The following is a 24,099-nucleotide window of genomic DNA, read 5'->3' as shown; positions in this document are numbered from 1 at the left end:
GCGCAACAAACCTTGCGCATCTAACAAACATGACTTTATAGGACACTAACAATGGCGAATTATTTCAATACCTTACCTTTACGCGAACAATTAGCGCAATTAGCGCAATGTGAATTTATGGACGCAGGCGAATTTGCTGATGGCGTTGACGCACTTAAAGGTAAAAAACTAGTTATTGTAGGCTGTGGCGCACAAGGTTTAAACCAAGGCTTAAACTTACGTGACTCTGGTTTAGATGTTTCTTACACATTACGCGCATCAGCTATTTCTGAGCGTCGCCAATCATTTTTAAATGCATCTGAAAACGGTTTTACTGTTGGTACTTATGAAGAATTAATTCCTACCGCTGACGTAGTACTTAACTTAACGCCAGATAAACAACATACCGCTGTAGTAAGTGCAATTATGCCACTTATGAAAAAAGACTCTACCCTTGCTTACTCTCATGGCTTTAATATTGTTGAAGAAGGCATGCAAGTACGTGAAGACATTACTGTAATCATGGTTGCGCCTAAGTGTCCTGGTTCTGAAGTACGTGAAGAATACAAACGCGGTTTTGGTGTACCAACTCTGATCGCAGTTCACCCAGAAAATGACCCTCAAGGTCTTGGTTTAGCACAAGCTAAAGCGTATGCAGCGGGTACTGGCGGACATCGCGCAGGTGTACTTAAATCATCATTTATTGCTGAGGTTAAGTCTGACCTAATGGGCGAGCAAACCATTTTATGTGGCATGTTACAAACTGGCTCTATTTTATGTTTTGATAAAATGATAGAAAAAGGCGTTGATGCGGGTTATGCATCAAAACTAATTCAATACGGCTGGGAAGTAATTACCGAAGCACTTAAGTATGGCGGCGTTACTAACATGCTTGACCGCCTTTCAAACCCAGCAAAAGTAAAAGCGTTTGAACTAAGTGAAGAGCTAAAACTAATTATGCGCCCGCTTTATAATAAGCATCAAGATGACATCATCGACGGCACTTTCTCACGCACTATGATGGAAGACTGGAATAACGATGACGTAAACTTACTTAAATGGCGCGCAGAAACAGCAGAAACTAACTTTGAAAAGACCCCTGCTGGCGATGTAGAAATCTCTGAACAAGAATTTTTTGATAACGGTATTTTAATGGTAGCAATGGTTAAAGCAGGTGTTGAACTTGCATTTGAAACCATGACAGCAGCAGGCATTATCGAAGAGTCAGCTTACTACGAGTCATTACACGAAACGCCATTAATCGCCAATACTATTGCGCGTAAAAAGCTTTTTGAAATGAACCGTACTATCTCTGATACTGCAGAATACGGCTGTTATTTATATAACCATGCATGTTTACCATTACTTGCTGATTTTATGAAAAACGTTGATACAGACATTATCGGTAAAGGCCTTGGCGAGCACAGTAACCAAGTTGATAACCAAACATTAATTCAAGTTAACGCTGCATTGCGCGAACACCCAGTTGAGAAAGTAGGTGCTAAATTACGTGGCTACATGTCAGCAATGAAAAAGATTGTTTAACCCTAAACAGTAAATGTTTCGCTTGTTAGAAACCAAGCCCGTATGCTTTTTGCATGTGGGCTTTTTTATGCTCATTCATAAAACTTTAATCATCCAACGCTACCTTTTATCCATCCCTTTATAGGCAATATTTAGATCAAAATAAATAATGTGCTAATATAGTCCTCTACTCAGTTGTAAAATTAATTAATATCATGACGATACAAAACCTTTCTATTACTCAAAAAATCACAGCTTTAGGCAGTGCTATTGCTATATGTGTAGCCGCGCTTATTGGCTTGACCTCTTTATACAGCTCAGAAGATATAATTGAGCAACGTATGATTGAGTCAGAGCTCCCTAGTAAACTGCAAACAATCAGCAATCACATAGGCGGTGAAATCAACGAGTTACTCGGTGCTGCTCAGCAACTATCATCAAACGAATTTATTTTACAATGGGCTCAATCAAACAACCAAGACGATACATTACTATTAAAAGAATTAAATCGCGTTGCCCAGCAATACGATTTAGCCACAGCATCTTGGGCAAATAGAGACACTGCACAGTACTGGAACCAGAATGGGTTTTTGCGTGTGTTAAAAAACGATGCAGCCGATGGCTGGTTTTTTGCTTTTAAGCAATCAAAACAACCTTACTCTATCAGTATTTATCAAGAGTCAGCCAATGATGTGAAAATGTTTGTAAACCATCAGCAGGCCAATGGTACTGGTTTAGCAGGTCTTGCAAAAAGCATCACTGATATGCAAAAGCTATTACAGCAATTTAAAATTGAGCAAACAGGCTTTGTATTCATTGCAGATAAAAATGGATTGATTCAGCTTCATAAAGATGCAAGTAAAGTAGCTAAAGCAAATATTGATGATTTGTATACTGCAAATATCCACAGCCAACTATTTAATAGTAATGGCTTTGCACTAGAAGAAATTAATTTAAATGGCGAACCGACACTTGTAGCTGCTATGCCTATTAAAAACACCGATTTATATGTTGTAGCTCAAGTGCCAAAAAGTGAAGTCTTCGCAAGCGTAAACACCCTGCAATGGCAAATATTTACTTTTACGGTAATTACAGCATTAGTTGCGAGTTTAATCAGTTATTTGCTTGCTCGCTCACTTTCATCTCCACTTTCTAAAATGGCTGAGTTATTTTCACGCCTAGGCTCAGGCGATGCAAATTTAGCGTACCGCTTACCAGAATCGAGCCAACCAGAGCTTAACAATCTAAGTAACGGCTTTAACCAGTTTATAAGTAAAATAGAAACAGCGATTACTCAAGTTGCCAGCGAAAGTCACGATATTAGAAAAAGCTCTGATCATGTATTTGAACAAGCCAAACGAAATTCTCAAGCAATAGATCACCAAAAAGAACAAACAATATCTGTCGCAGCAGCAATCAACGAAATGGGCGCCACAGTACAAGAAATAGCGCAAAGCGCAGCAAATACAGCTAAGTTAACCGATAACAGCCGCGAAAACACCATTCAAAGTCACAAACAAGTACTCCAAAGCCAAGCAACTATATCAGCCCTTGCCAGCGATATTGATGGCATAACAGAGCAAGTTACTTTGCTTTCTAAAAAAACGGTTGATATTGCAAGTATTGTTGACTCAATTAGAGGCATATCGGATCAAACTAATCTACTTGCTTTAAATGCTGCAATTGAATCTGCTCGCGCAGGTGAACACGGACGCGGCTTTGCTGTTGTTGCTGATGAAGTACGTGCACTGGCAAACCGTACATCGCAATCAACCACCGAAATTCAATCTATGATTGAAGAGCTTACAAGAATATCTGACGATGTAGTTAACGATATTAGCCAATCGAAAGATAAAGCTCAGCAAAGCGTTGGTGCAATGCAAAGCTCTGTTGAATTACTTGATACGATAACCGAAACAGCAAATCAAATAAACGATATGGCTACGCTTATAGCGACTGCAACTGAGCAGCAAAGTAATGTGGTTGCCGATGTAAGTCGTAATATTGAGCAAATTAGCGAAATTAGCGATAAAGCAATGAGCGAACAAATCAATACAGAGCAAGCGATTCGCGACTTAGCCAACAGTGCACAAACACTTGATGCGCTTGTAGCTACCTTTGAAAAGCATCGCTAAACGACTCTAATATTACACGCCAGCTATGAGCAAAAACTATATTCGAAGATAGTTTTTGCTCACAACTAATATACTTAATTTGAACAAGCTAAGTGTTTTCACTATCGCCGCTATTAAACGCTGAAACGTACGCTTCCTTTTTAGCTCTAGGGAGCTTTTTTAATTGATACTCAAGCTTACTTGCTTCACTTTTATTACCTACTTGTTGTTGATGGATAAGTAAAAGAGGCCCTTTTCCTCTAAGGTTTTTAGCCCCTTTACCAGCTTGATGAGTTGCAAAGCGTTTTTCAACATTAGTCGTGATCCCTGTGTACCAATGACCAAATCGTGTTTCAACTATATATAAAAACCAAGTAGACTCAGTTTTTAAAATATTCGTTTCAATATGCTGTAAACTTTTTTCATTATCAGTGGTCAAAACATTACCTTAACGCCCTTAACATAAAACAATTGCTTAAAAGGGTTTTACCTTCAGTGACTAATCGGTATCATGCAGATTATAAAAAATAAGGATCACAACTAACAATGCAGTCGTTAAAAACTTTTTCTCTTTGGCTTATCGTCGCTTTAACACTTAGCTCAGCAGCAGGTTGCTCTAGCTGGGTATACCGAATTAACATTCCACAAGGCAACTTTTTAGAGCAATCGGATGTTGAAAAACTTCGTGTAAATATGACCCGAGAGCAAGTTGTTTATGTATTAGGTAGACCTATTGCCGAGGACGCCTTTGATAACAATACTTGGCGCTATATTTACAGCTTTAATAAAGGCCGTAAAAACGAACAAAATAAAGAGTTAGTAATTAACTTTGAAAATGAAAAGTTAGTTTCAATCTCAGGTGATTATGACCAACCTGAAAACTTTACTACACCGCTAGAGCAATAAACGTCTCAGGTAGTAAAAAAGGTGAGCATGGCTCACCTTTTTTATTGGTTTACTTAAAAAGCTTTTACCATTTTAAAAGACGTTAGCGTGTGATTTAATCTGTTAAATTGTTCGAAGTTTATGCCGATTGGTATTACTTCTCGAGTGGGCGACCACCCGTTATTTTATTTGCACGCCCCTCTTCTTTTGCTTTTTCTGCACGTTTTCTGCGGGCATCTTTAGGATCTGCAATTAGTGGACGGTATATTTCTATACGGTCACCGTCTTTTAATTCATAGTTAGCTTTTACAGTTCGATTCCACACACCTAACGTTAGCGATGTGGCATCTATTTCTGGGCACTTTTCTATAATACCTGACTGAATAACAGCTTGCTCGACTGTAGTCCCTTGTGGCACTTCAACTGATAAACACGTGGCCGTGGTCGGTAATGCAAAGACCACTTCAACATTAATCATACTCGCGCTCCATAAACCTGTTTTGCACGTTGAGTAAATGCACTCACCATATTTTTTGCTACATCGTTAAAAATCTTTCCAAAGGCAAGCTCTATTAACTTACTTGAAAATTCAAACTCTAGGTGCAAATGAACCTTACATGCTTTGGCGTCAAGCTCTTGAAAATGCCAGCGCCCTTTTAACGTCTTAAACGGACCATCAACAAGGCGCAGTAACACGGTTTGTTCATCAACAAAGGTGTTTTCGGTGGTAAACCACTTTTTTATACCCGCCTTAGATATTTCTAAACTCGCGGTCATGTTATTATCGTGCTGTGAAACAATTTTTGAGTCTGAGCAATTTGGTAAAAACTGTGAATAAGCTTCTACATCATTAACTAGATCAAACATCTCTTTAGTGCTGTACATAACCAGCGCACTTTTTTCTATTTGTGGCATACTCACTCCCAACTGTGTGGGCGAATTTTAGCAAGCTTTGCGCGTTTCCCCAAATTTTCATGCTGCTTAAATTAAAGCTAAATTTTTAAAAGCATTATTAAAAAAATCGATGTAAAACATCTCACATTACGTATATTATAGGGCACTATGGCTAAGAAAAATTCATCAAAATCGACAAGTAATACCATCGCGCTAAACAAAAAAGCGCGACATGAGTATTTTTTACACGATAAGTTTGAAGCGGGTGTTGAACTACAAGGCTGGGAAGTTAAAAGTATCCGAGCTGGTAAAGTAAATATCACAGAAACTTATATTCATCTTAAAAATGGCGAAGCATTTTTACTTGGCAGTCAAATTCAGCCACTTATAAGTGCATCGACCCATGTAATTTGCGACCCGCTACGTTATCGTAAATTGCTATTAAGCAGACGCGAACTTGACCGTTTATTCGGTGCAACAGAGCGCGATGGCTATTCTTTAATAGCTACAGCGATGTACTGGAAAAAATGCTGGGTAAAACTTGAGTTTCATTTGGCAAAAGGTAAGAAATTACACGACAAACGCGAAGACGGTAAAGATAAAGACTGGTCGCGTGAAAAAGAACGCTTAATGAAGCATAAAGCATAATTAAAAACGCCTAATTTATTAGGCGTTTTTAATTTCACCTATATAAAAGCTCAAATAATACCAATTCTCTTAATTAAATAATCTACTTTGAAATAAGAAAATCGTGTCGATAACAAGACAAAACTTGTTATACCAATCTGCTTATATATGGGGTCTATTTAACGTTAAGAAAATTACGCTAGAACTAGGCAAAAATTTTTATATCTAGTTGTTCTAAATAAAAAATTTTTAACGACGTTATAGTGAAATTTAATTCGTTAAATTGATCAAAGATTTATGCAGGTTGGTATTACTTAGCCATTATCAGCAATTACTCCTGCATTACCCCACCTCCTGTATCTAGCAGTCGTAAATCAGAAAATTTCAATGCCTTTAGCATCAACTTTAACCCCTCAAATTGATTAAGTATTACTGCGAATTGGTATTACATAATTGAATAAATTAAAAGCAGAAAAACAAACATAAGTTTTAATTTATAGAAATAAATTATTACAAATTATTTCTATCACTAGCTATTCCACACATGGCTTCATCTAGCTATATGACAATTATTAACCCTATATCCTATTCACGCTTAGTTTCACCTAGAAAACAAAGTATAAATAAGGTCATAAAACCCACAAAAAAGCATTGAAACTAATACTTAAATCACAAATTAAGCTAATTGCTAACACTTAAGTTACATGATATTAATACCCGCGCTTGTTAAGCAAATAATTTTATAATATATCAACAAGGACTTAAGGATGAAGCAATCAACTGCATTTACACCAAGCATTATTGTGGGCGCAACACTCGCATTATCAGCAGGTTTTACAACAACAGCCTACGCAGCAGAAGAAGCTAAAAAAGTAGAGCGAATTCAGGTTACTGGTTCTCGTATTAAGCGAACTGATATTGAAGGGCCTTCTCCGGTACAGTCAATCGGTAGAGCTGAAATCGAAAACATGGGTTACGATAATTTACAACAACTTCTAGAAAGAATGCCTGTAGCAGGTAGCGGTACTTTCTCTACTCGTGGTAACAACCAAGATTCAACCGCTAACGGTTCAGCTGCAGTAAGCTTACGTGGCTTAGGAGCCGATGCAACACTGGTATTAATTAATGGTCGCCGTGTATCAATTAGTGCCTTTGCTGAAGGTATCACCAACTCATTTGTAGATATTAACAGTATTCCTGTTTCTGCTATTGAGCGTATCGACATACTAAAAGATGGCGCTTCAGCTATCTATGGCTCAGATGCAGTAGCGGGTGTAGTTAACGTTATCTTAAAGAAAGATATTGATGGTGTTGAGATTAACCTAGGCTATGGCGGTACAGATGGTCCAAATTATGAAGAAACAACAGCAAGCCTAGTTTGGGGTACAACAAGCGAAAAAAGTAGTGCATCTGTTATTATCGATTACTTTAAAAACACATCTCTTTCTTCTGATGAAATGGGCAGCCTTGGCACTGCAAACCAAGCACCTTATGGTGGTGAAGATTTCCGTTCATCTCGTGGTTTCCCTGGCTACTTTTATGTGGATGGCGTTAAAACAATCGACCCTGCCTGTCCTGCTGAAAATGCAACTTCAAGTGGTAGCTGTTTATTTGATTACGGCCCATATGGATATGTTGCCCCAGCATCTGAGCGTGTAGGCGCTATTTCACAATTTGAATACCGCTTTGATAACGGCATTACTGGCTTTTTAGAAATGGCTGTTCAGCATAACAGCTCTGTCGCTGCAGGTGCACCAACACCACTTGATGAAGATGCAGGCCTTACGGTACCCGCTAATCACCCAAACAATCCATTTGGTGAAGACATTCAAATTGGTCGTTACCGTACAGTAGATGCAGGCGCTCGCCAATGGGACATTGAGTCAGACACCTTACGCTTTGTTGCAGGGTTAAAAGGCGAAATAAACGATTGGAGCTGGGAGACAGCGGTACAAAAAGGTCGCAGCAAATCACTACAAACAGGCGATCGTACACAAGGCTGGGTACGCACCGATTTCTTACAACAAGAAATTGATGCCGGTAACTATAATCCATTCGGTGGCACATATAACGACCCAGCTGTAATTGACAGAATCACAACTAGCTTAGTGCGTCGCGGTGAGTCTCATATGACCTCTTTTGACGCTAACATTACAGGTGAAGCGTTTAGTTTTGGTGGCGAAGCTGTAATGATGGCCGCCGGTATTGAGTACCGTGAAGAAGATGTAAATGATATCCCTGATGATCAATTTCAACGTGGCTTAATATTTGGTACTGAATCAGTATCAGCTTCTGCTGATCGTGAACAATACGCTGCATATGTTGAGTTCTCAATCCCACTTGCTGAAAACCTCGAACTACAATTAGCCGGTCGTTACGATGATTATAGCGACTTTGGTACAACAACAAATCCAAAAATAGCTCTGCGCTGGGCACCGACTGATGAAGTAACGGTTCGTGGTTCTTGGGCGCAAGGCTTTAGAGCGCCTTCGTTAGCGCAAATAGGCTTAGGTCCATCACAAAAAAGCCAATTTTTTGTTGATACACAGCGCTGTGAACAAACAGGATTAGATTGCCAAGCACTTGATTACAACATTGAGTTCTCTGGTAACCCTGATTTACAAGCAGAAGAGTCAGAATCATGGAACGTGGGCGTTATCTGGGCACCTACAGCTGAGTTTGGTTTAAGTGTTGATGTATGGAGTATTACTCAAGATAATAAAATCGATGAAGAAGAATTTGGTCCTATTTATGCTGCAGAATGTGGTAACCAAAATAGTACCGTATGTGTCCGTTTAGCCCCTACAGGCGGTGCAAGCTTAGGCACAATACAAAAAATACACAGCACATTTAAAAATTTATCATCGCAAGAAGTATCTGGTGTTGATGTTTCAGCAAACTATAACCACTCTCTTGATGACTTAGGTTTACTTAAATTTAATTTAGAGTGGGCATATCAGGATAAGTTTGAAAAAGATGGTCGTGATTACACGGGTGAATATGGTTACCCAGAGCATCGCTTTATTTTCTCAACCAACTGGGAAATTGGTGAGTTTAACACCAATATAAATATCAGTTATGTAGGCGAATTTGAAGATACGCCTGATATCGACTTTGATGGCAATTTAGACTTTGATAGCAATACTTCACGTATGATTGACTCGCAAACGCTTGTTGATTTACAAACGTCGTACCGTATTACTGAATCAGCTAAAATATCTTTAGGTGTTAATAACTTATTTGATGAAGAGCCACCATTTGCAATTGGTGATGGCGATGGCGATTTATACGGTTATGCATCAGCTGTGCATAATCCTCGTGGCCGCTACTTGTACACTAAAGTAAGCTTTTCTTTCTAAATAAAAGACACAAAAAAACCGCCAATTGGCTAATGCCAGTCAGTTAAGCTGACTGGCATTTTTCTTTTTATGGGGATACTTAGATGGTTTTGGCTTAATCCATCGGGGATATCTTCTATCCTCTCGTCTAGCTGGAAGCTTAAATAAGACCAGTGTATTGAGTAAGTGCTGCCAGTGTATTGGAATGTTCCCTGGACTCATTATAGATACTGACGAGAAATACTGAATGACTGCCATCGAACTGCTAGAGAAACTAAGCTGGTTAGGCCATATCCCTGTAACTGTCGCCGCCATCGTCATTATTCTTCGTATTAAATTATAGGCGAGTAACACGCCCCATAGCTCCTGACGCACCATATCTGGACGCTTGCTTCTTAAATGGTATGCGCTATCAAGCATGGTTTGTTTGATTTCTCTAAACCCAAGCTCTATCTCCCAACGATGACAATATAATTCAACAATTTCATTACCTGGATAACGCAATCTATCCGTCATCGAGGTTAATATACGGTAGCTTTTGCCCTTTATTGTTTTACTGATTAATCTCGCTTTAATCGTTTCAGGAACATCGGGAAAGTTTTTTTGTGCATGCTTTGTTGTTTTCAATTCAATGATATGGTCATTTTTACCCGCGCTGGAGATGATTTCATACTGTAAGTCGGGCCTTGCTGGTATCAGCCAGTGCCTCATCTTCCCAGTTTGGTGCCAACGATTTAACAGGCCTAAAGAATAATATCCTTTATCAAACATAGTCAGTGAATTATCTGGTGTACGTTCAATTAAACGCTCAGCTAATTTCATCTCGTTGGTTTTATAGTTATCAAACTCGCTACTGAGCAGTTGATGGCTGGTCAATTCCATATGACAGACCATGCGTATTTGAGGAAAGGCTGTATCACCGTATTGGTTGCTACCAGAAGAGAAGGCTTTACGATTATCAGGCGTGTCGGCTGTTCGCCACACAACACCGTCAACAGCTAATAGGTTCAAACCATTCCATGTTTCGAATGACTGTTGCTTATACATTGATTGAGCAGATTTATTGAAAACGTGTTTAACGGAATCATGCCCTAACCTTTGTCTCGCCTGTACCATCGCACTTGGAGCAACGAGTGGGTTCTTGCCTGGTAACATGATATCTAGCTTATTAGCGATATTCCAAACCGATTCTTTTCGAAACAATGCCATGCCAATAACTGACCACAAAACGGCCTCAAGCGGTAACCTTCGCTTACGAACGGTTGCAATCCCAGCTTGTTGAAAACCTTGTTCAATGATTTCAGGGTCAAGAATTTCTGATAATTTTTCAAAGGTATGGTATCGGCTGCTTTCTTCAAGTGTTGCTTGCAGTGCTTGTTCTATATTCACAAAAAAATCCGTAGTTAGTTTCCTAACTACGGATTTTGCATGATCGTTTGGATCGGTCAACCGGTCATTTTCTTAACTGATCGGCATTAGCCAATTGGCGGTTTTTTTATTTAAAACTAAGGGCTAAATTATAGCTCGCCTTCGTTTTCAGATAAGAACTTAGCAACGCCTTCAGGGCTTGCGTCCATACCTTTTTTACCTTCAGTCCAACCAGCAGGACATACTTCACCGTGCTCAGTGTGGAACGCTAGCGCGTCAACCATGCGAAGCATTTCGTCGATGTTACGACCTAGTGGTAAATCGTTCACTACTTGGTGACGTACATTGCCTTCTTCGTCGATTAAGAATGAACCACGAAATGCAACACCCGCTTCTGGATGCTCAACGTCATACGCTTTACAAATTTCGTGTTTAACATCTGCAACTAGTGCGTATTGAACTTTACCAATACCGCCGTCTGCAACAGCAGTGTTACGCCATGCATTATGTGAGAATTGTGAATCGATAGAAACACCAATTACTTCTACGCCACGCTTTTGAAACTCTTCAAAACGCTTATCAAATGCAATAAGTTCAGAAGGACATACAAACGTGAAATCTAGTGGGTAAAAGAAGATAACTGCTTTTTTACCTTTAATTGTTTCATGAAGGTTATAGCTATCTACAATTTCACCGTTACCAAGAACAGCTGCAGCGGTAAAGTCTGGTGCCTGGCGGCCTACTAATACACCCATTTTATTCTCCAAATATTTTGAGTTTGTTTTCAATTGCTTTCGCAATGCTGGTACTTATATGGGCGCTAAAAATTAAAAACCAATAGCGAACACATATAATTAATTGGCATTCTAAAGTTATTCACTACAAAAGAACAATCGCATTTAACGATGTGAGCAATCGAAAATAACGAACACTTACAACTTGCACTAATCTGCTTGAATAATAGGTCTATTTTGAAGTGTAAATCACGTTGTAATTAGGTAGAGCTTTTGACGTTACTGAAGAAGGGTTAATACATTAAGTTGTTTAAAAATTCATATATGTGATATTTATTTTACAGGTACAAAAAACCTGCAAATGCAGGCTTCTCGTTTAGATTTAATCCATTATATCTGAGGGCATATCGCCTCGGATTTTTTGCCAAATCTCACCTGTTTGATGACCGTATTTACGCATCATCGAAATAGCACCATCGTGCTCTTTATTTTCTGCCAAGATTGTTAAATCTTTATAAAATTGACGAGCAAGTTCACGAGTTCCAGCATCAGAGAAGTAATGACAACCAATCTTTGAATAAAAACCTCTAAAACCGTTGAGTATTAATACATAAATACGGTTATTACCCGCAACGGCTAATTCGTGATGAACTTTATAATCGTAGTCAGCAAATGCCTGAGCAGTATCTTCTAGCTCATGACTTTGTGATAAAATTTCAATTACACGTTCAGGATTTAACTTAATTGCAGCACGTGTATAAATAGCACTAATATTAGTACGTGCAGATAAAAGCTGATCTGTCAGCTCTGGCATCTTGTCTTCATCTAAGCGCGCTAGTGTTTCAAGAATATTTAAGCCAGACGTCTCCCAAAAGTTATTTACTTTTGTTGGTTTACCATGCTGAATTGTTAACCAACCATCACGTGCTAAACGCTGTAATACTTCTCTCAAGGTCGTTCTTGTTACACCAATTAACTCTGAAAGTTCTCGCTCGGCAGGTAGAATTGAACCTGGAGGGAAATCGCCGTTCCAAATAGATTCAACTATATATTCTTCAGCAAATCCTGCTGGGCTTTTCGCTTTAAAAATTCTCATCCAGTTCCCACTCGAATTAATCAACACTCATCGTTTTACACGAATAACTGACTGATTGTACCAGACGAAGCATAACTAACAAGTAAAGTCAGGTATATTAATAAGCAAATGAGTAGAAATTAAAGATTAATAAATAATAAAATTTAGGTTTTTCTAATATAGCTACAATGTATAAATATACAGAGCAATATTCATTGTAGGTACATTGTAATTATTGGTATTTTTTATTTACACCATACCTAGCTTAATCAACTTAAAACACATAAGTACATTAAAAAGGAACACCTATGCAACAGAGCGTTCTAACCGCAACTTTAAAGAATTGATTAGGCAATGTACCAATGTAGTATAAGTAAGCGATATAACTAAGCTTATGTATCAATGGGAACTAAGTAGAGCGTCATGTAGCCTCTGCTGAGGCTGCATTGAGTGGTCAATATTTTCATCTTATAAAAAGCGACTTCGGTAGCTTTTTTTTCCTTTTTGTTGCCGCATACATTATCCTAGGTCATAATCTAACGTCTTATTTAAACGCGGAATTTTTATGAACTGGCTTGCCCAATTACCCACCCAACGTACCCCGTGGCTTTTATTTACAGCTATCGTTTTTTTACTTGAAGTGACCGCCCTTTTCTTTCAATACCAAATGGGATTGGCGCCTTGCATAATGTGCATATATCAACGTACAGCCGTACTGGGTCTATTAGGCGCAGGAATCGTAGGTTCTACTAAACCACAGAGCAAAGCAGTTCGTATATTAGCGTATGTAATTTGGGGTGTATCGAGTGTTTGGGGATATTTAATTGCTCGCGAGCATATTGATATGCAAACCACCACAGACCCTTTTGCATTTAGCTGTGAGTTTGAACCAAACTTCCCATCGTTTATGCCGTTACATGAATGGATACCTAGCTTTTTTCAGGCGACCGGGGATTGTGGAAATATAGATTGGCAGTTTGTTGGTTTGAGCATGCCTGCTTGGATGGAAATTATATTTGGGATTTTCTCACTAACACTATTTATTATAGTTATTGGCCGTTTATTAATTAAAAAGTCGATTTGATATGTTTACATTTTTTTCAAGCCAATTAGATGAGCTTAAACATCTAAAAGTACGCAAGCGCCAAGACGTAATAGCACTTTCTTTAAGTATGTTATCGCCAACTGATAAAGTGTTACTGCGTATTATTAAATTAATATTACTAAGTCCACTATTTTTAATATTCACGGTATTTAAAGGTTGGATATTAATCCCGTTTTTGATACTCGGCGGACTTTGCTACCCACTTTTAACAACACCTATTGAAATCAACTTTGCTAAAAAACACTTAAGCGATGCATTAAAACAATTTAATCAGGGCGCATAGCGCCCTGATTGTTATCTACTGCTATTAAAGTGAAATTTTCCCCTCTAATTTGGCTAATAGTTTTTTACCAATTCCTTTAACTTGCGATAAATCACTAACGCTTTTAAATTCGCCGTTTTCTTCACGGTAATCCACAATTGCCTGCGCTTTTTTCTTACCTATACCCGGTAGCTTAGCAAGCATATCTGCATCAGCATTATTTATACTAATTGTCTCAACTTGAGGCATTTGCTTAGTTACTTCCGATAATTGTGCATATACGGTAGTTGCAGGTAGTAAGCATAATAAGCTTATTATGAATAAATTTTTTAACGTTTTCATCAAACTTGTCCCTATTCTTCTTTTCTTAATTTTGAATGTTGCTCAGGAAAACCAAAAAGTAAGGAACTGAAAAGCTCATCATTTAAAGTGTACCTAAACGCATTATCACTATGATCCGAAATCCTGAAAATGCAGCTGGTACAACAAGTGATTGCTTAACTAAAGTAAAGTTACCGTTTTTTGTCAAATTTAAGACACCTAAAAATTAATACTTCGCGCTTGCAAATTTACGCCCAAACCATTACTGTACATAAAAACAGTAATCTAATGGTTTTTACAAACCACGGTGCCAAGCAATTTTGCAGGAGAAATCATGGCTGTTGTTGTTAAATATGTTGTAGAACGAAACGGAGTCGAGCGTATGACGTTTACTACCAAAAAAGAAGCTGATGCTTATGACAAGATGCTCGATATAGCAGAATCACTTGAGCTAATGCTAGAAAAGGTAGACGTACCGCTTAGTGAGCAACAAATTGAATCACTTGCTTTAGAAATAGCGAAAAGCAAAGATGACTTTATGACCATATTAAAGGGCGGCAAAGATCCAGTTGTTACCAAAGCGCCAGCAAAAAGTAAAAAGTCAGATAACGTTGCATCAATTGAAGATAACAACGATAAAAAAGCAAGTTAACTCGTAGATTGTCCTCTCCTCGGACGGGACAAACTAAATAAAAAAGGGAGCAACTTAGTTGCTCCCTTTTTTATTATACCAATTCGCTTAATTAAGTGATCTATTTTGAGGGTGGAAAAACGTGTTGATAGCTAGGCAAAAAATTTGATATTTAGTTGTTCTAAATGATAATTTTTTAACGCCGGTAGCAACACGTTTAGCACCGCAAAATGATTAAGTATTATCGCGGATTGGTATTACTTACTACTCATTTTAAAATGAATAGTAATTGCTATTTAAAGCTCTTTTTCTACTTCATCAAATAAAGCAGTGATGTTTTGCTCTGGCTCTTTTGTTACTAAGCTAACAACAACAATTGCGATACTCGCTAAAATAAAGCCAGGTACTATTTCATACATAAAGCTACTTAAACTTTCACCATTAATAGTAAACGGACCATAAATCCAAACAAGCACTGTAAACGCACCTACTAACATACCAGATAAGGCGCCAGCAAAATTCATACGTTTCCAATAAAGGCTAAACAATACAAGTGGTCCAAAAGCAGCACCAAAGCCTGCCCATGCATTACTTACTAGGTCTAAAATAGAGCTATCTCTATCGTACGCTAAATAAATTGCAAACAGGGCAACAAATGCAACGCTAATTCGACCAACAGTAACTAATTCAAAGTCGCTAGCATCTTTACGTAAAAATGTTTTATATAAATCTTCAGTCAATGAACTTGAGCTTACTAGCAATTGCGATGAGATAGTACTCATGATAGCAGCCAAAATTGCAGCTAGTAAAAAGCCAGCAATAAGTGGGTGGAACAATAACTCAGAAAGAATTAGGAAAATCGTTTCAGGATCTTCAACTACAATATTATTTTCATAAGTATAAGCAGCACCAAATATACCAGTACCAACAGCACCAAGGGCAGCAACAATCATCCATGTCATACCAATACGGCGAGCTTTAGGCATATCCTTAACACTACGTACCGACATAAAACGAACGATGATATGTGGTTGACCAAAATAACCTAAACCCCATGCCATTGCAGAAATAATACCTAATGCAGAGCCTGCTCCAATCCAGTTAAGCATATCTGGATTTACACTATGTAAAGTAGATTCCAGAGGTTGTTCGAGTAAAGAGTATGCAACAGTAGGCACTAGAATCAGTGCGATGAACATAATACAACCTTGCACGAAATCAGTTAAGCTAACCGCTAAAAAACCACCAAACAAAGTGTATAAAACAACGACACCCGTTGTAATGTATAAACCCACTTCATAACTTAGACCAAATGAGCTTTCAAACAATTTTCCGCCGGCTACAACACCAGATGACGTGTAAAGAGTAAAGAAGACTATAATGACAACAGCTGATACAACACGTAATAAGTTTGACTTATCATTGAAGCGATTTGAGAAGTAATCTGGGATTGTTATAGAGTCATTTGCTTTTTCAGTGTACACACGTAATCTAGGTGCAACTAACAGGTAATTTAACCAAGCACCAATCACCAAACCAATTGCTATCCATGTACTACTAAAACCAGTAACAAACATCGCACCAGGTAGGCCCATTAAAATCCAGCCACTCATGTCAGATGCACCTGCAGATAGTGCAGCAACACTTGGTGATAGATTTCGTCCACCTAACATGTAACCTGATACATCGCCAGTAGATTGCTTATATGCATATAGTCCGATACCTAACATTACAACAAAATATAATGCTAGTGAAATAATCATTCCTGTTTCCAAATTAGCCTCCGCATAATTATTAATAACAGGCTCTTGATCCGAATATTGACTCTTAAAATATTATAATAAAGACACTATTAGGATAAAAACCATTCTCGCTGACTATATCATGCCTAACAATAAAATCTCCAACTTGTTGCTTCCAGCTGATACAAAAATACTCATGTTGAATAATTTTAAAGCGAATTGGTAAAATATAATAAATTAAATAGAAGAAACACCTTAATTTATAATGATAATTTATTAATCATGCAAATATACGTAATGCTATTTTGAATCTTTTGCCATATATTATTACAATACCCAATTACATCACTCTTACGGAACTGTTTATGTATTTTTACGCTGCACGTCAACCGATTTTAGATAGAGATAAAAAACTTATCGGTTATGAGCTTTTATTTCGTGATGGCGTTGATAACGTATTTCCCGATATAGATGGTGACGAAGCAACAACACGACTTATAGAGGGTAGCCAGTTTAATTTTGGTTTAGAAGATTTAACTGACAATAAACCTGCCTATATAAACTTCACCCTAGAAACACTATCAAAGGGTTACCCTACACTACTAGGTAAAGACACTATAGTTGTAGAAATACTTGAAACTATCCAGCCTGGTAAGCGTTTATTAGCTATTGTTAAAGATTTAAAAGATAAAGGTTACACTATTGCTCTTGATGACTATATTCATCAACCTGTATGGCGTCATTTTTACCCATTTATTGATATTATTAAAATAGACTTTTTAGCATCCGATATAGATACAATAAAAACGGTTCTAAACGATTTAAAACCGCACTCACATATTAAGTTACTTGCCGAAAAAGTAGAAACCTATGAAATTTACCAACAAGCTTTAGAGCTTGGGTTTGATTATTTCCAAGGATTTTTCTTCTCAAAACCTGAAATGGTACAAAGTAAGGCTCTACCACCTTCAGAAATGGCATTAGCTGAATTACTTTACGAAACATCAAGTGTTGATATGGATCTTAAGAAAATCACTGATGTGTTTGAACGTGATGTAAACCTATCTTATAAATTACTTAGGTATTCAAATTCTGCCGCATTTGCAAGACGCGCAGAAATAAGTACCATTAAGCAAGCTCTTATAGTGCTTGGCGCCAACGAAATTAAAAAGCTATTGTCTCTACTGTTTGCAGCACAAGTATCAGCAGACAAACCTGTAGAGCTAATTAGGCTATCGCTTACGCGCGCTCGATTTGCTGAATTGCTCGCTATATCCCATGGGCAGTTTAAAGATACCGGCATGGCATTTTTAACCGGTATGATGTCGCTAATGGATGCTATTTTAGATGAGAGTATGGAAAGCGTCATGAAAAAGCTTCCACTTTCTAATGATATAAAAGCAGCGCTATTAAACGATGAAGGCTTGCTAGCAAAATATTTAAACTTAGTTAAATACTACGAGCAAGCAAACTGGTCAGATGCAAACGAACTAACGAAAGAGCTAAACCTAGGAGAAAAAGTTCCCGATGCCTATCATGAAGCGCTAGCTTGGGTTAATGAACAAATGCAGTTAGTAGTGAACGAAAAATAAACTACCTGAACTCTGGTTCAGATATTTAAATTTATTTTTCTCTAGCCAGAGATTTTCAGTGAAAACAAGGCGAACTTACGCGTCAATAGTTGGCCTATTGCAAGTAAATTCAACGTAGTTAGCGCTGAAAATAGCTGCTCGAGATAGATTTATTATCCAGAGTTCAGGTTAAATATATAAACAGCAAATAAAAACGCCAGCATTTAGCTGGCGTTTTTATGAGTGGCTTTTCAATTATAAACTTTCTAAAAAGTCTTCATCAAAATCAGCTGGCTCTTCTTTTATAGGTGGGTTGCCATCGTACAGCTCATAAATTTGACGCTGAAAGTAGATATCTTTTACAAATAAGTACGGATCAAGTGAATCATTTAATAGCCCTTCTTGAGGTATTAATGATGCACGAGCTTCTACCGCTTTTAAAACAAACACTAGAATAGTTTGTGGAGTCGTTAGCGCAACTTCAGGCAATACAAAGTTGTCGACTACATCACCGGTCAGGTTACGTGCTGTTGTAGGACCCATGCCAGGTAGCATTAAATAAGCGCCATCACCCACGCCCCATACACCTAACGTTTGTCCAAAGTCTTCATCTACAATTTCAAGACCAAGTGAGCTGGCAACATCAAAAATACCAAAAATACCAACCGTAGAGTTAACTAAAAAACGCGCTAAGCTCACACTTGCATTACCCGGCTTACCTTGCAAACCCGCATTAATCATATCGACAGGTGCTGTAATATTACCTGTAAAATTAACAATACCGTTTCTTACCGGTACAGGCGTTACTTCAACATAACCTACAGCAACTGGGCGCAATAAATAAGCATCCAGTACATCCATATTAAAGTCGTATAACGGACGATTAATACTTTGCAGCGGATCTCTGTCATCTACTTTGCTTTGTGGTACTTGAGCACACCCGGCTAGTATCAATAAACATAAAAAAGTAAAACTGTGTTTTAACATCTAACGTCCTTAAGGTATTAATGTATCAATTTGAAGTTGGTAGTCACTTACACTTTCACGCTTTAACGACTCTGAATGACCTTCTAGCTCACCAGAACTTGGCATAACCGAGTCATCTATAGAAATACGCGCCGAAATAATAATATTTTCTGCACTAGATAAGTTAAGTCCTGCAACCATTGCACTACTATCACTCAACTCAACTGTAATTGGAAATGAATATTTAGCGAGTTTAACAGCAGCTAATGGCATTGGCGAACCACTTGCTGCTTTTGCAAATATAAACAAGATACCGTCTTTTGGCTGTTTATCTATAAGCTCTTTTGCAATGTCGACTGTAACTGCAATAGCACCCGTTGTAGTAACTGGCATAACAGAGCCATCCGTTTGCATTTGCTTCTCTATATCAGCGATACGCTCAGAGATCATACTATAACGAGAATCATTTTTTTCCATACTCGCAAGTAAAACTTCAAATGCAGCTTTGGCTTGAGGCCAATCTTTACGTTCATAAGCAATGAGTGCTAATAACGAAATTGCATCTAAATTGGTAGGCTCAACTTTTAGTACTTTTGAGAGCATACCTGCCGCACGGGTCATATTAGCTTCGCTGCCTTCTAATAATAAAACTTGGCTATAACTAATAAGTACCTGCATATTATCAGGATTCATACGTAGTGCTTTATCAAATGACTGCTGCGCCATGTCAAATTCATTAAGCGACATAGCAACTCGTCCAAGTAGCATCCAAGCAACTTCATCATCACCTGAGCGGCTAAGCTTTGTACGAAGTGCCAATGCAAAAGCCTGCAGCTCATTTTGGCTAAGCGGCTCACCTTTTTGCATTACAGCACGCTCGCCGTAATCAGCTAAATTATCCATTGCATCATGCCAAGCCGAAATTTGCTGCTGACTACCCGTTAAACCATAAAAAACACCTGTTAGAGCAAGAACAAATGCGCCACCAGTTAAAGCAAAAATACGATTATTACCTTTGCTGTTTAGTGATTTTTCTGGTGATAACTCATTCAATAAACGGCGTTTTAATTCAATAATTGATTCTGCATGATTTACGGTATCAATACGCTGATTATCTAAATCGGTTTGTAAATCAACTAAACGCTGCTCATAAATGCTAATTAGCTCAGCATTGGCGTTATGAGTAATTGTTTGAACGCGCTCTTTTTTTAAAAAAGGCAACATCACAAACCCAAGAGCAACCAGTGTGAGTAAAGCAAAACACGCCCACATTAAAATCATTTAACTTTGCTCCTGACGTTTATTTTGTTCAATTAGCTTAGCTAACAACATTTCGTCGTCACTGCTCCACGTTTGTTTTACTGATGCTTTTCGCTGGCGAATAACAATAAAACCAAAGCCGACTATGACAATTAATACAGGTAATACCCAAAGTACTAAAGTCGCTGGTGTAACTGGTGGGTCGTAATGAACAAAATAGCCAAAGCGGTCAATCATGTAATCAATCACTTCGTCTTTGCTCTTACCTTCTTTAACCAATACGAGCACTTTATCGCGCAAGTCTTTAGCAACAACAGCGTCAGAGTCCGCAATGTTTTGATTTTGACACTTAGGACAGCGCAGCTCTTTAGTTAGCTCTTCAAACAATATCGCTTGTTTGTTGTTATCAAATTGATAGCGATCTTGCTCTGCAAACGCACTGATGCTTACAAAAAGGCTAAGCGTAAGTAGTAACCATTTCATTATTTAAGCTCCTGCATAATTGGCGCAAATTTAGCTCGCCATACTCGCGGGTTTATATCGCCCGTGTGATGCAACAAAATAGTGCCGTTTTTATCGACTAAAAATGTTTCAGGCGCACCCGAAACACCTAAATCCAACGACAAAGTACGATGTAAATCCAAGATATTAAATTGATATGGGTCACCCGCACGTTGCAGCATATCGCTCACTTCACTGCGAAGTGATTGCATATCAAACGGGCCATCAAAGTCGGCGTCGTAACCTTGTACGTAATAAAGCCCAATAATTTTAACGCCTTGCTCACGTAACTTAGTTAAATAACCAAGTTCAACTAAACATGTTGGGCACCAAGTACCCCATACATTTAGTAAGTAAACTTCGCCTTTTAAAGACTCGTTGGTCCACGGCTTATTGTCTTGCATTAAATCAGGTAGATTAAATGCTGGCATTTCTTGACCTAACCGACCGGTTTGAATTTCACGAGGATTAGCAAAAAGGCCTTGGTATAAAAATACACATACAAAAGCAAATACTAAAAGCGGCGCAATAGCTAAAATTTTACGGTTCATAAAACATTCTCCGATGCAGCTCTACGCGCTGTTTTAGCTGATGTGCGGTAGCGTTTATCAAATAAAATCATAAATCCAGCTAGGGAAATAAGCACACCACCAATCCACATCCAACGAACAAACGGTTTATGATAAATGCGAAGTGACCATGCACCTTGGCTCAACTGCTCACCTAACGCTAAGTATAAATCACGTGTAAAGCCTGCATCTATGGCCGCCTCGGTCATAAACTGCATACCAATATCATACTTACGTTTTTCGGCGTGTAAGCGTGTTACTAGCTCATTGTTTTTAAGCACCGATACAACACCAGCATGACCACTGTAGTTCGGCCCGCGAATAGTTTTAACACCATCAAAACGGTATTCATACTCGTTAAGCTGAACTGTATCGCCTTGCTTCATCGATACGTCACGCTCAACTGAATACGCAGATGTAAGCGTTACACCCGCAATAACAAACGAAATACCAATATGCCCAAGCACCATAGCCCAGTAACTTACACCTAAGCGTTTTAAACCTTCTTTTAAGGTGCCGTGTACAGCAGATTTAGTGTAAATGTCGATGCCAGTTGATATTGCAATCCAAACCGCAAGTGTTGTAGCTAGTAGCGTAAGTGGTTTTACTAAATCGTAACTTGAAAACAACCAAGCACAGGTAATCACTACACTGGCTAATACGCCCATTAATATTTTGTTTTGTAAGAAAGCCCATTTATTTTGCTTCCAGCGTAAAAATGGCCCTATCCCCATCAAAATAGCAAATGGTACTAAAATTATTGCAAACATCTTATTAAAAAATGGTTCGCCAATAGAAATACTACCCAAGCCCATTTCTTTATGAACCATAGGTAATAACGTACCCAGTAATACGATTAATGTAGCAACTACTAAAAATATATTATTGAGCCATAACGCCACTTCGCGTGATACAAACTTGTATCGGCCTTCACTATGTACTTGCGATACACGCAGTGCATATAACGCTAAGCCACCACCTACAACGATGCCTAAAAAGGCGAGTATAAATAAGCCTCTATCAGGGTCTGTTGCAAAAGCATGCACCGATACAATAATACCCGAACGTACAATAAAGGTGCCTAACAAGCTTAATGAAAATGCTGCGATAGCAAGTAGTACGGTCCACGATTTAAATACACCACGTTTTTCGGTTACGCTTAATGAGTGTAGTAATGCTGTTGCAACAAGCCATGGCATTAATGATGCGTTTTCGACTGGATCCCAGAACCACCAGCCGCCCCAGCCAAGCTCTGAATATGCCCACCAGCTACCAATTGTGATTCCTAGAGTTAAAAAGCCCCATGCAGTCATTGTCCACGGACGTGACCACTTAGCCCATGTGTTATCAAGCTTACCGGTTAACAACGCAGCAATAGCAAAAGAGAAAGCAACTGATAGCCCTACATAACCCATGTACAGTAATGGCGGGTGAATAATCATGCCCGGATCTTGAAGTAACGGATTTAAATCACGCCCTTCAACAGGGAAATAAGGAAGTAGGCGCTCAAACGGACTTGAAAGTAGTAAGGTGTACATCATAAAACCCACACCTAAAAAACCAAGTACGCCCAATACGCGAGCACGTAGTACCCAAGGTAATGATTTAGAACGCGCAGCGACAACGGCAGTCCAACCTGCTTGCATTACTAACCACAGTAAAATAGCGCCTTCATGGCCGCCCCATGTAGAGGTGATTTTGTAATACCAAGGTAGCGTACTACTTGAATGATATGCCACATACGATACGGTAAAATCATCCGTTACACTGGCGTAAATAAGTGCTGCAAAAGAGATTAAAACAAAAGCGAATTGCCCAATTGCTAAAGAGGGAGCTGCACGCATTAATCGAAGATTACCGGTATGCGCGCCCCAAAGAGGAAAAATACACAGTAAAACGCTTAGCACCATGGCAAGCGTTAAAGAAAAATAACCAATTTCTGGGATCATAGCTAATTACCACTATCTAAGTTGTATTTTGGTTTTTCGTGCTTAATACCTTTAACTGCCTCAGCAACTTCTGCTGGCATATATTCTTCGTCATGCTTTGCAAGCACTTCAAATGCTTCAATAACATTAGGTTCGATTAATACGCCCTGCGCTACAATGCCTTGCCCCTCACGAAACAAGTCTGGCAATATGCCTTGATAACGCACGGTCACTAATGGACCTGTATCAATTAGCTTAAAGCTTACTTGTAAGCTCTGTTCATTACGCTCAACCGTGCCTGGTACAACCATGCCACCAATACGTAGCTTTTGGCCAATGAATGGTTTTTCTTTATTAGGCCCTTTGCCATCAATAAGTTCGCTTGGCGTATAAAAAAGATTAATATTTTCTTGAAGTGCATAAAGCACTAAACCAATTGATCCACCAATACCAAACAGTACGGCAATAATTACCAATAGGCGCTTTTTACGTCTTGGATTCATGAGGCTTGTTCCTGTTTAGCTTTTTTAATTCGCGCTTCACGTATTATTTGTTGCTCAACTGAAGCCATAATACGTTTGGTATCTCTTAAAGAGTTCACTAAAATACCGAGTAAAATAAGAGCGCATGTACCAAAAGAAAGCCAGATATAAAACCCATAGCCTCCCATTGCAATAAAATCAGAAAAAGAGTCAAACTGCATAA

24 protein-coding genes are annotated in these 24,099 nt (G+C 38.5%); 9 read left to right on the top strand and 15 right to left on the bottom strand.

Annotation, left to right across the window (positions count from 1 at the left end; translation table 11 throughout):
• Window positions 1–51: 51 nt before the first annotated feature.
• Complete coding sequence (gene ilvC, locus QL995_RS05000; RefSeq protein WP_290293386.1) at window positions 52–1,524, top strand: ketol-acid reductoisomerase; 1,473 nt, start codon at window positions 52–54, stop codon at window positions 1,522–1,524.
• 194 nt (window positions 1,525–1,718) lie between these two features.
• A complete protein-coding gene (locus QL995_RS04995) occupies window positions 1,719–3,638 on the top strand; it encodes a methyl-accepting chemotaxis protein (RefSeq protein ID WP_290293383.1) in 1,920 nt (639 codons plus the stop codon).
• Window positions 3,639–3,726: 88 nt separating this feature from the next.
• On the opposite strand, the gene QL995_RS04990 is transcribed toward QL995_RS04995, so the two are convergent.
• A complete protein-coding gene (locus QL995_RS04990; RefSeq protein ID WP_197188333.1) occupies window positions 3,727–4,056 on the bottom strand; it encodes a GIY-YIG nuclease family protein in 330 nt (109 codons plus the stop codon).
• Window positions 4,057–4,163: 107 nt separating this feature from the next.
• Here QL995_RS04990 and bamE point away from each other — a divergent pair, with 107 nt between their 5' ends.
• Window positions 4,164–4,523, top strand: a complete 360-nt coding sequence (gene bamE, locus QL995_RS04985; RefSeq protein ID WP_004335706.1) for an outer membrane protein assembly factor BamE — start codon at window positions 4,164–4,166, stop codon at window positions 4,521–4,523.
• Between the two features lie 133 nt (window positions 4,524–4,656).
• On the opposite strand, the gene QL995_RS04980 is transcribed toward bamE, so the two are convergent.
• Window positions 4,657–4,980, bottom strand: coding sequence for an RnfH family protein (locus QL995_RS04980; protein ID WP_290293376.1), 324 nt, complete (start codon window positions 4,978–4,980; stop codon window positions 4,657–4,659).
• On the bottom strand, window positions 4,977–5,417 hold the full coding sequence (locus QL995_RS04975; RefSeq protein WP_007584120.1) for a type II toxin-antitoxin system RatA family toxin: 441 nt from the start codon (window positions 5,415–5,417) through the stop codon (window positions 4,977–4,979). Before QL995_RS04975 ends, QL995_RS04980 begins: the two co-directional genes overlap by 4 nt.
• Before the next feature lie 147 nt (window positions 5,418–5,564).
• Here QL995_RS04975 and smpB point away from each other — a divergent pair, with 147 nt between their 5' ends.
• Together smpB and QL995_RS04965 are read left to right on the top strand one after the other, a co-directional pair.
• The gene (gene smpB, locus QL995_RS04970; protein ID WP_010553883.1) at window positions 5,565–6,044 is read left to right on the top strand and encodes an SsrA-binding protein SmpB; all 480 of its coding nucleotides are present in this window, start codon (window positions 5,565–5,567) and stop codon (window positions 6,042–6,044) included.
• A gap of 746 nt (window positions 6,045–6,790) precedes the next feature.
• Window positions 6,791–9,382 carry a TonB-dependent receptor gene (locus tag QL995_RS04965; protein WP_290293372.1) on the top strand — a complete coding sequence of 864 codons (2,592 nt, stop codon included), beginning with the start codon at window positions 6,791–6,793 and terminating at the stop codon, window positions 9,380–9,382.
• A 39-nt stretch (window positions 9,383–9,421) separates the two neighbouring features.
• Here QL995_RS04965 and QL995_RS04960 read toward each other — a convergent pair whose 3' ends face one another.
• The 3 genes from QL995_RS04960 to fadR all read right to left on the bottom strand — a co-directional run bounded on the left by QL995_RS04960 (window position 9,422) and on the right by fadR (window position 12,559).
• The gene (locus tag QL995_RS04960) at window positions 9,422–10,744 is read right to left on the bottom strand and encodes an IS4 family transposase (RefSeq protein ID WP_290293458.1); all 1,323 of its coding nucleotides are present in this window, start codon (window positions 10,742–10,744) and stop codon (window positions 9,422–9,424) included.
• A 134-nt stretch (window positions 10,745–10,878) separates the two neighbouring features.
• Window positions 10,879–11,484, bottom strand: a complete 606-nt coding sequence (locus tag QL995_RS04955) for a peroxiredoxin C (protein WP_007378637.1) — start codon at window positions 11,482–11,484, stop codon at window positions 10,879–10,881.
• Window positions 11,485–11,845: 361 nt separating this feature from the next.
• Window positions 11,846–12,559, bottom strand: a complete 714-nt coding sequence (gene fadR, locus QL995_RS04950) for a fatty acid metabolism transcriptional regulator FadR (RefSeq protein WP_004335692.1) — start codon at window positions 12,557–12,559, stop codon at window positions 11,846–11,848.
• Window positions 12,560–13,103: 544 nt separating this feature from the next.
• Here fadR and dsbB point away from each other — a divergent pair.
• Both dsbB and QL995_RS04940 read left to right on the top strand, forming a co-directional pair.
• Window positions 13,104–13,622 carry a disulfide bond formation protein DsbB gene (gene dsbB / locus QL995_RS04945; RefSeq protein ID WP_007584117.1) on the top strand — a complete coding sequence of 173 codons (519 nt, stop codon included), beginning with the start codon at window positions 13,104–13,106 and terminating at the stop codon, window positions 13,620–13,622.
• Window position 13,623: 1 nt separating this feature from the next.
• Complete coding sequence (locus tag QL995_RS04940) at window positions 13,624–13,926, top strand: DUF6170 family protein (RefSeq protein ID WP_010553884.1); 303 nt, start codon at window positions 13,624–13,626, stop codon at window positions 13,924–13,926.
• Window positions 13,927–13,950: 24 nt separating this feature from the next.
• Here the strand turns inward: QL995_RS04940 and QL995_RS04935 are convergent, their stop codons facing one another.
• Window positions 13,951–14,247 carry a helix-hairpin-helix domain-containing protein gene (locus QL995_RS04935; RefSeq protein WP_024589927.1) on the bottom strand — a complete coding sequence of 99 codons (297 nt, stop codon included), beginning with the start codon at window positions 14,245–14,247 and terminating at the stop codon, window positions 13,951–13,953.
• Window positions 14,248–14,560: 313 nt separating this feature from the next.
• Here QL995_RS04935 and QL995_RS04930 point away from each other — a divergent pair, with 313 nt between their 5' ends.
• Window positions 14,561–14,878 (top strand): YebG family protein, encoded by a 318-nt coding sequence (locus QL995_RS04930; RefSeq protein WP_007584105.1) that lies wholly within the window; start codon window positions 14,561–14,563, stop codon window positions 14,876–14,878.
• A 275-nt stretch (window positions 14,879–15,153) separates the two neighbouring features.
• Here QL995_RS04930 and putP read toward each other — a convergent pair whose 3' ends face one another.
• Window positions 15,154–16,632, bottom strand: a complete 1,479-nt coding sequence (gene putP, locus QL995_RS04925) for a sodium/proline symporter PutP (protein ID WP_101217622.1) — start codon at window positions 16,630–16,632, stop codon at window positions 15,154–15,156.
• A gap of 332 nt (window positions 16,633–16,964) precedes the next feature.
• Here putP and QL995_RS04920 point away from each other — a divergent pair, with 332 nt between their 5' ends.
• Window positions 16,965–18,191 (top strand): HDOD domain-containing protein, encoded by a 1,227-nt coding sequence (locus QL995_RS04920; protein WP_101163320.1) that lies wholly within the window; start codon window positions 16,965–16,967, stop codon window positions 18,189–18,191.
• Between the two features lie 234 nt (window positions 18,192–18,425).
• Here the strand turns inward: QL995_RS04920 and QL995_RS04915 are convergent, their stop codons facing one another.
• Genes QL995_RS04915 through ccmD form a run of 7 tightly spaced genes read right to left on the bottom strand, consistent with a single transcriptional unit; the run spans window position 18,426 to window position 24,097 of the window.
• The gene (locus QL995_RS04915; RefSeq protein ID WP_007585858.1) at window positions 18,426–19,157 is read right to left on the bottom strand and encodes a VacJ family lipoprotein; all 732 of its coding nucleotides are present in this window, start codon (window positions 19,155–19,157) and stop codon (window positions 18,426–18,428) included.
• A 9-nt stretch (window positions 19,158–19,166) separates the two neighbouring features.
• On the bottom strand, window positions 19,167–20,417 hold the full coding sequence (ccmI, locus tag QL995_RS04910) for a c-type cytochrome biogenesis protein CcmI (protein ID WP_024606197.1): 1,251 nt from the start codon (window positions 20,415–20,417) through the stop codon (window positions 19,167–19,169).
• Window positions 20,418–20,879 carry a cytochrome c-type biogenesis protein gene (locus QL995_RS04905; protein WP_007585854.1) on the bottom strand — a complete coding sequence of 154 codons (462 nt, stop codon included), beginning with the start codon at window positions 20,877–20,879 and terminating at the stop codon, window positions 20,418–20,420.
• Window positions 20,879–21,448 carry a redoxin family protein gene (locus QL995_RS04900; protein WP_024589931.1) on the bottom strand — a complete coding sequence of 190 codons (570 nt, stop codon included), beginning with the start codon at window positions 21,446–21,448 and terminating at the stop codon, window positions 20,879–20,881. The genes QL995_RS04905 and QL995_RS04900 overlap by 1 nt, the downstream gene beginning before the upstream one ends.
• Entirely contained in the window at window positions 21,445–23,415 is a 1,971-nt protein-coding gene (locus QL995_RS04895) for a heme lyase CcmF/NrfE family subunit (protein ID WP_024589932.1), read from the bottom strand. Before QL995_RS04895 ends, QL995_RS04900 begins: the two co-directional genes overlap by 4 nt.
• Window positions 23,416–23,417: 2 nt before the next feature.
• Window positions 23,418–23,897 carry a cytochrome c maturation protein CcmE gene (ccmE, locus tag QL995_RS04890; protein WP_007585848.1) on the bottom strand — a complete coding sequence of 160 codons (480 nt, stop codon included), beginning with the start codon at window positions 23,895–23,897 and terminating at the stop codon, window positions 23,418–23,420.
• Entirely contained in the window at window positions 23,894–24,097 is a 204-nt protein-coding gene (gene ccmD, locus QL995_RS04885; RefSeq protein WP_007585846.1) for a heme exporter protein CcmD, read from the bottom strand. Before ccmD ends, ccmE begins: the two co-directional genes overlap by 4 nt.
• Window positions 24,098–24,099 lie beyond the last annotated feature (2 nt).

Origin of the sequence: Pseudoalteromonas sp. APC 3358 (assembly GCF_030408075.1) — a bacterium.
Lineage (GTDB): Bacteria > Pseudomonadota > Gammaproteobacteria > Enterobacterales > Alteromonadaceae > Pseudoalteromonas > Pseudoalteromonas arctica.
Note: the sequence above shows the minus strand (reverse complement) of the source record. Positions and strands in the feature narration are given on the sequence as shown.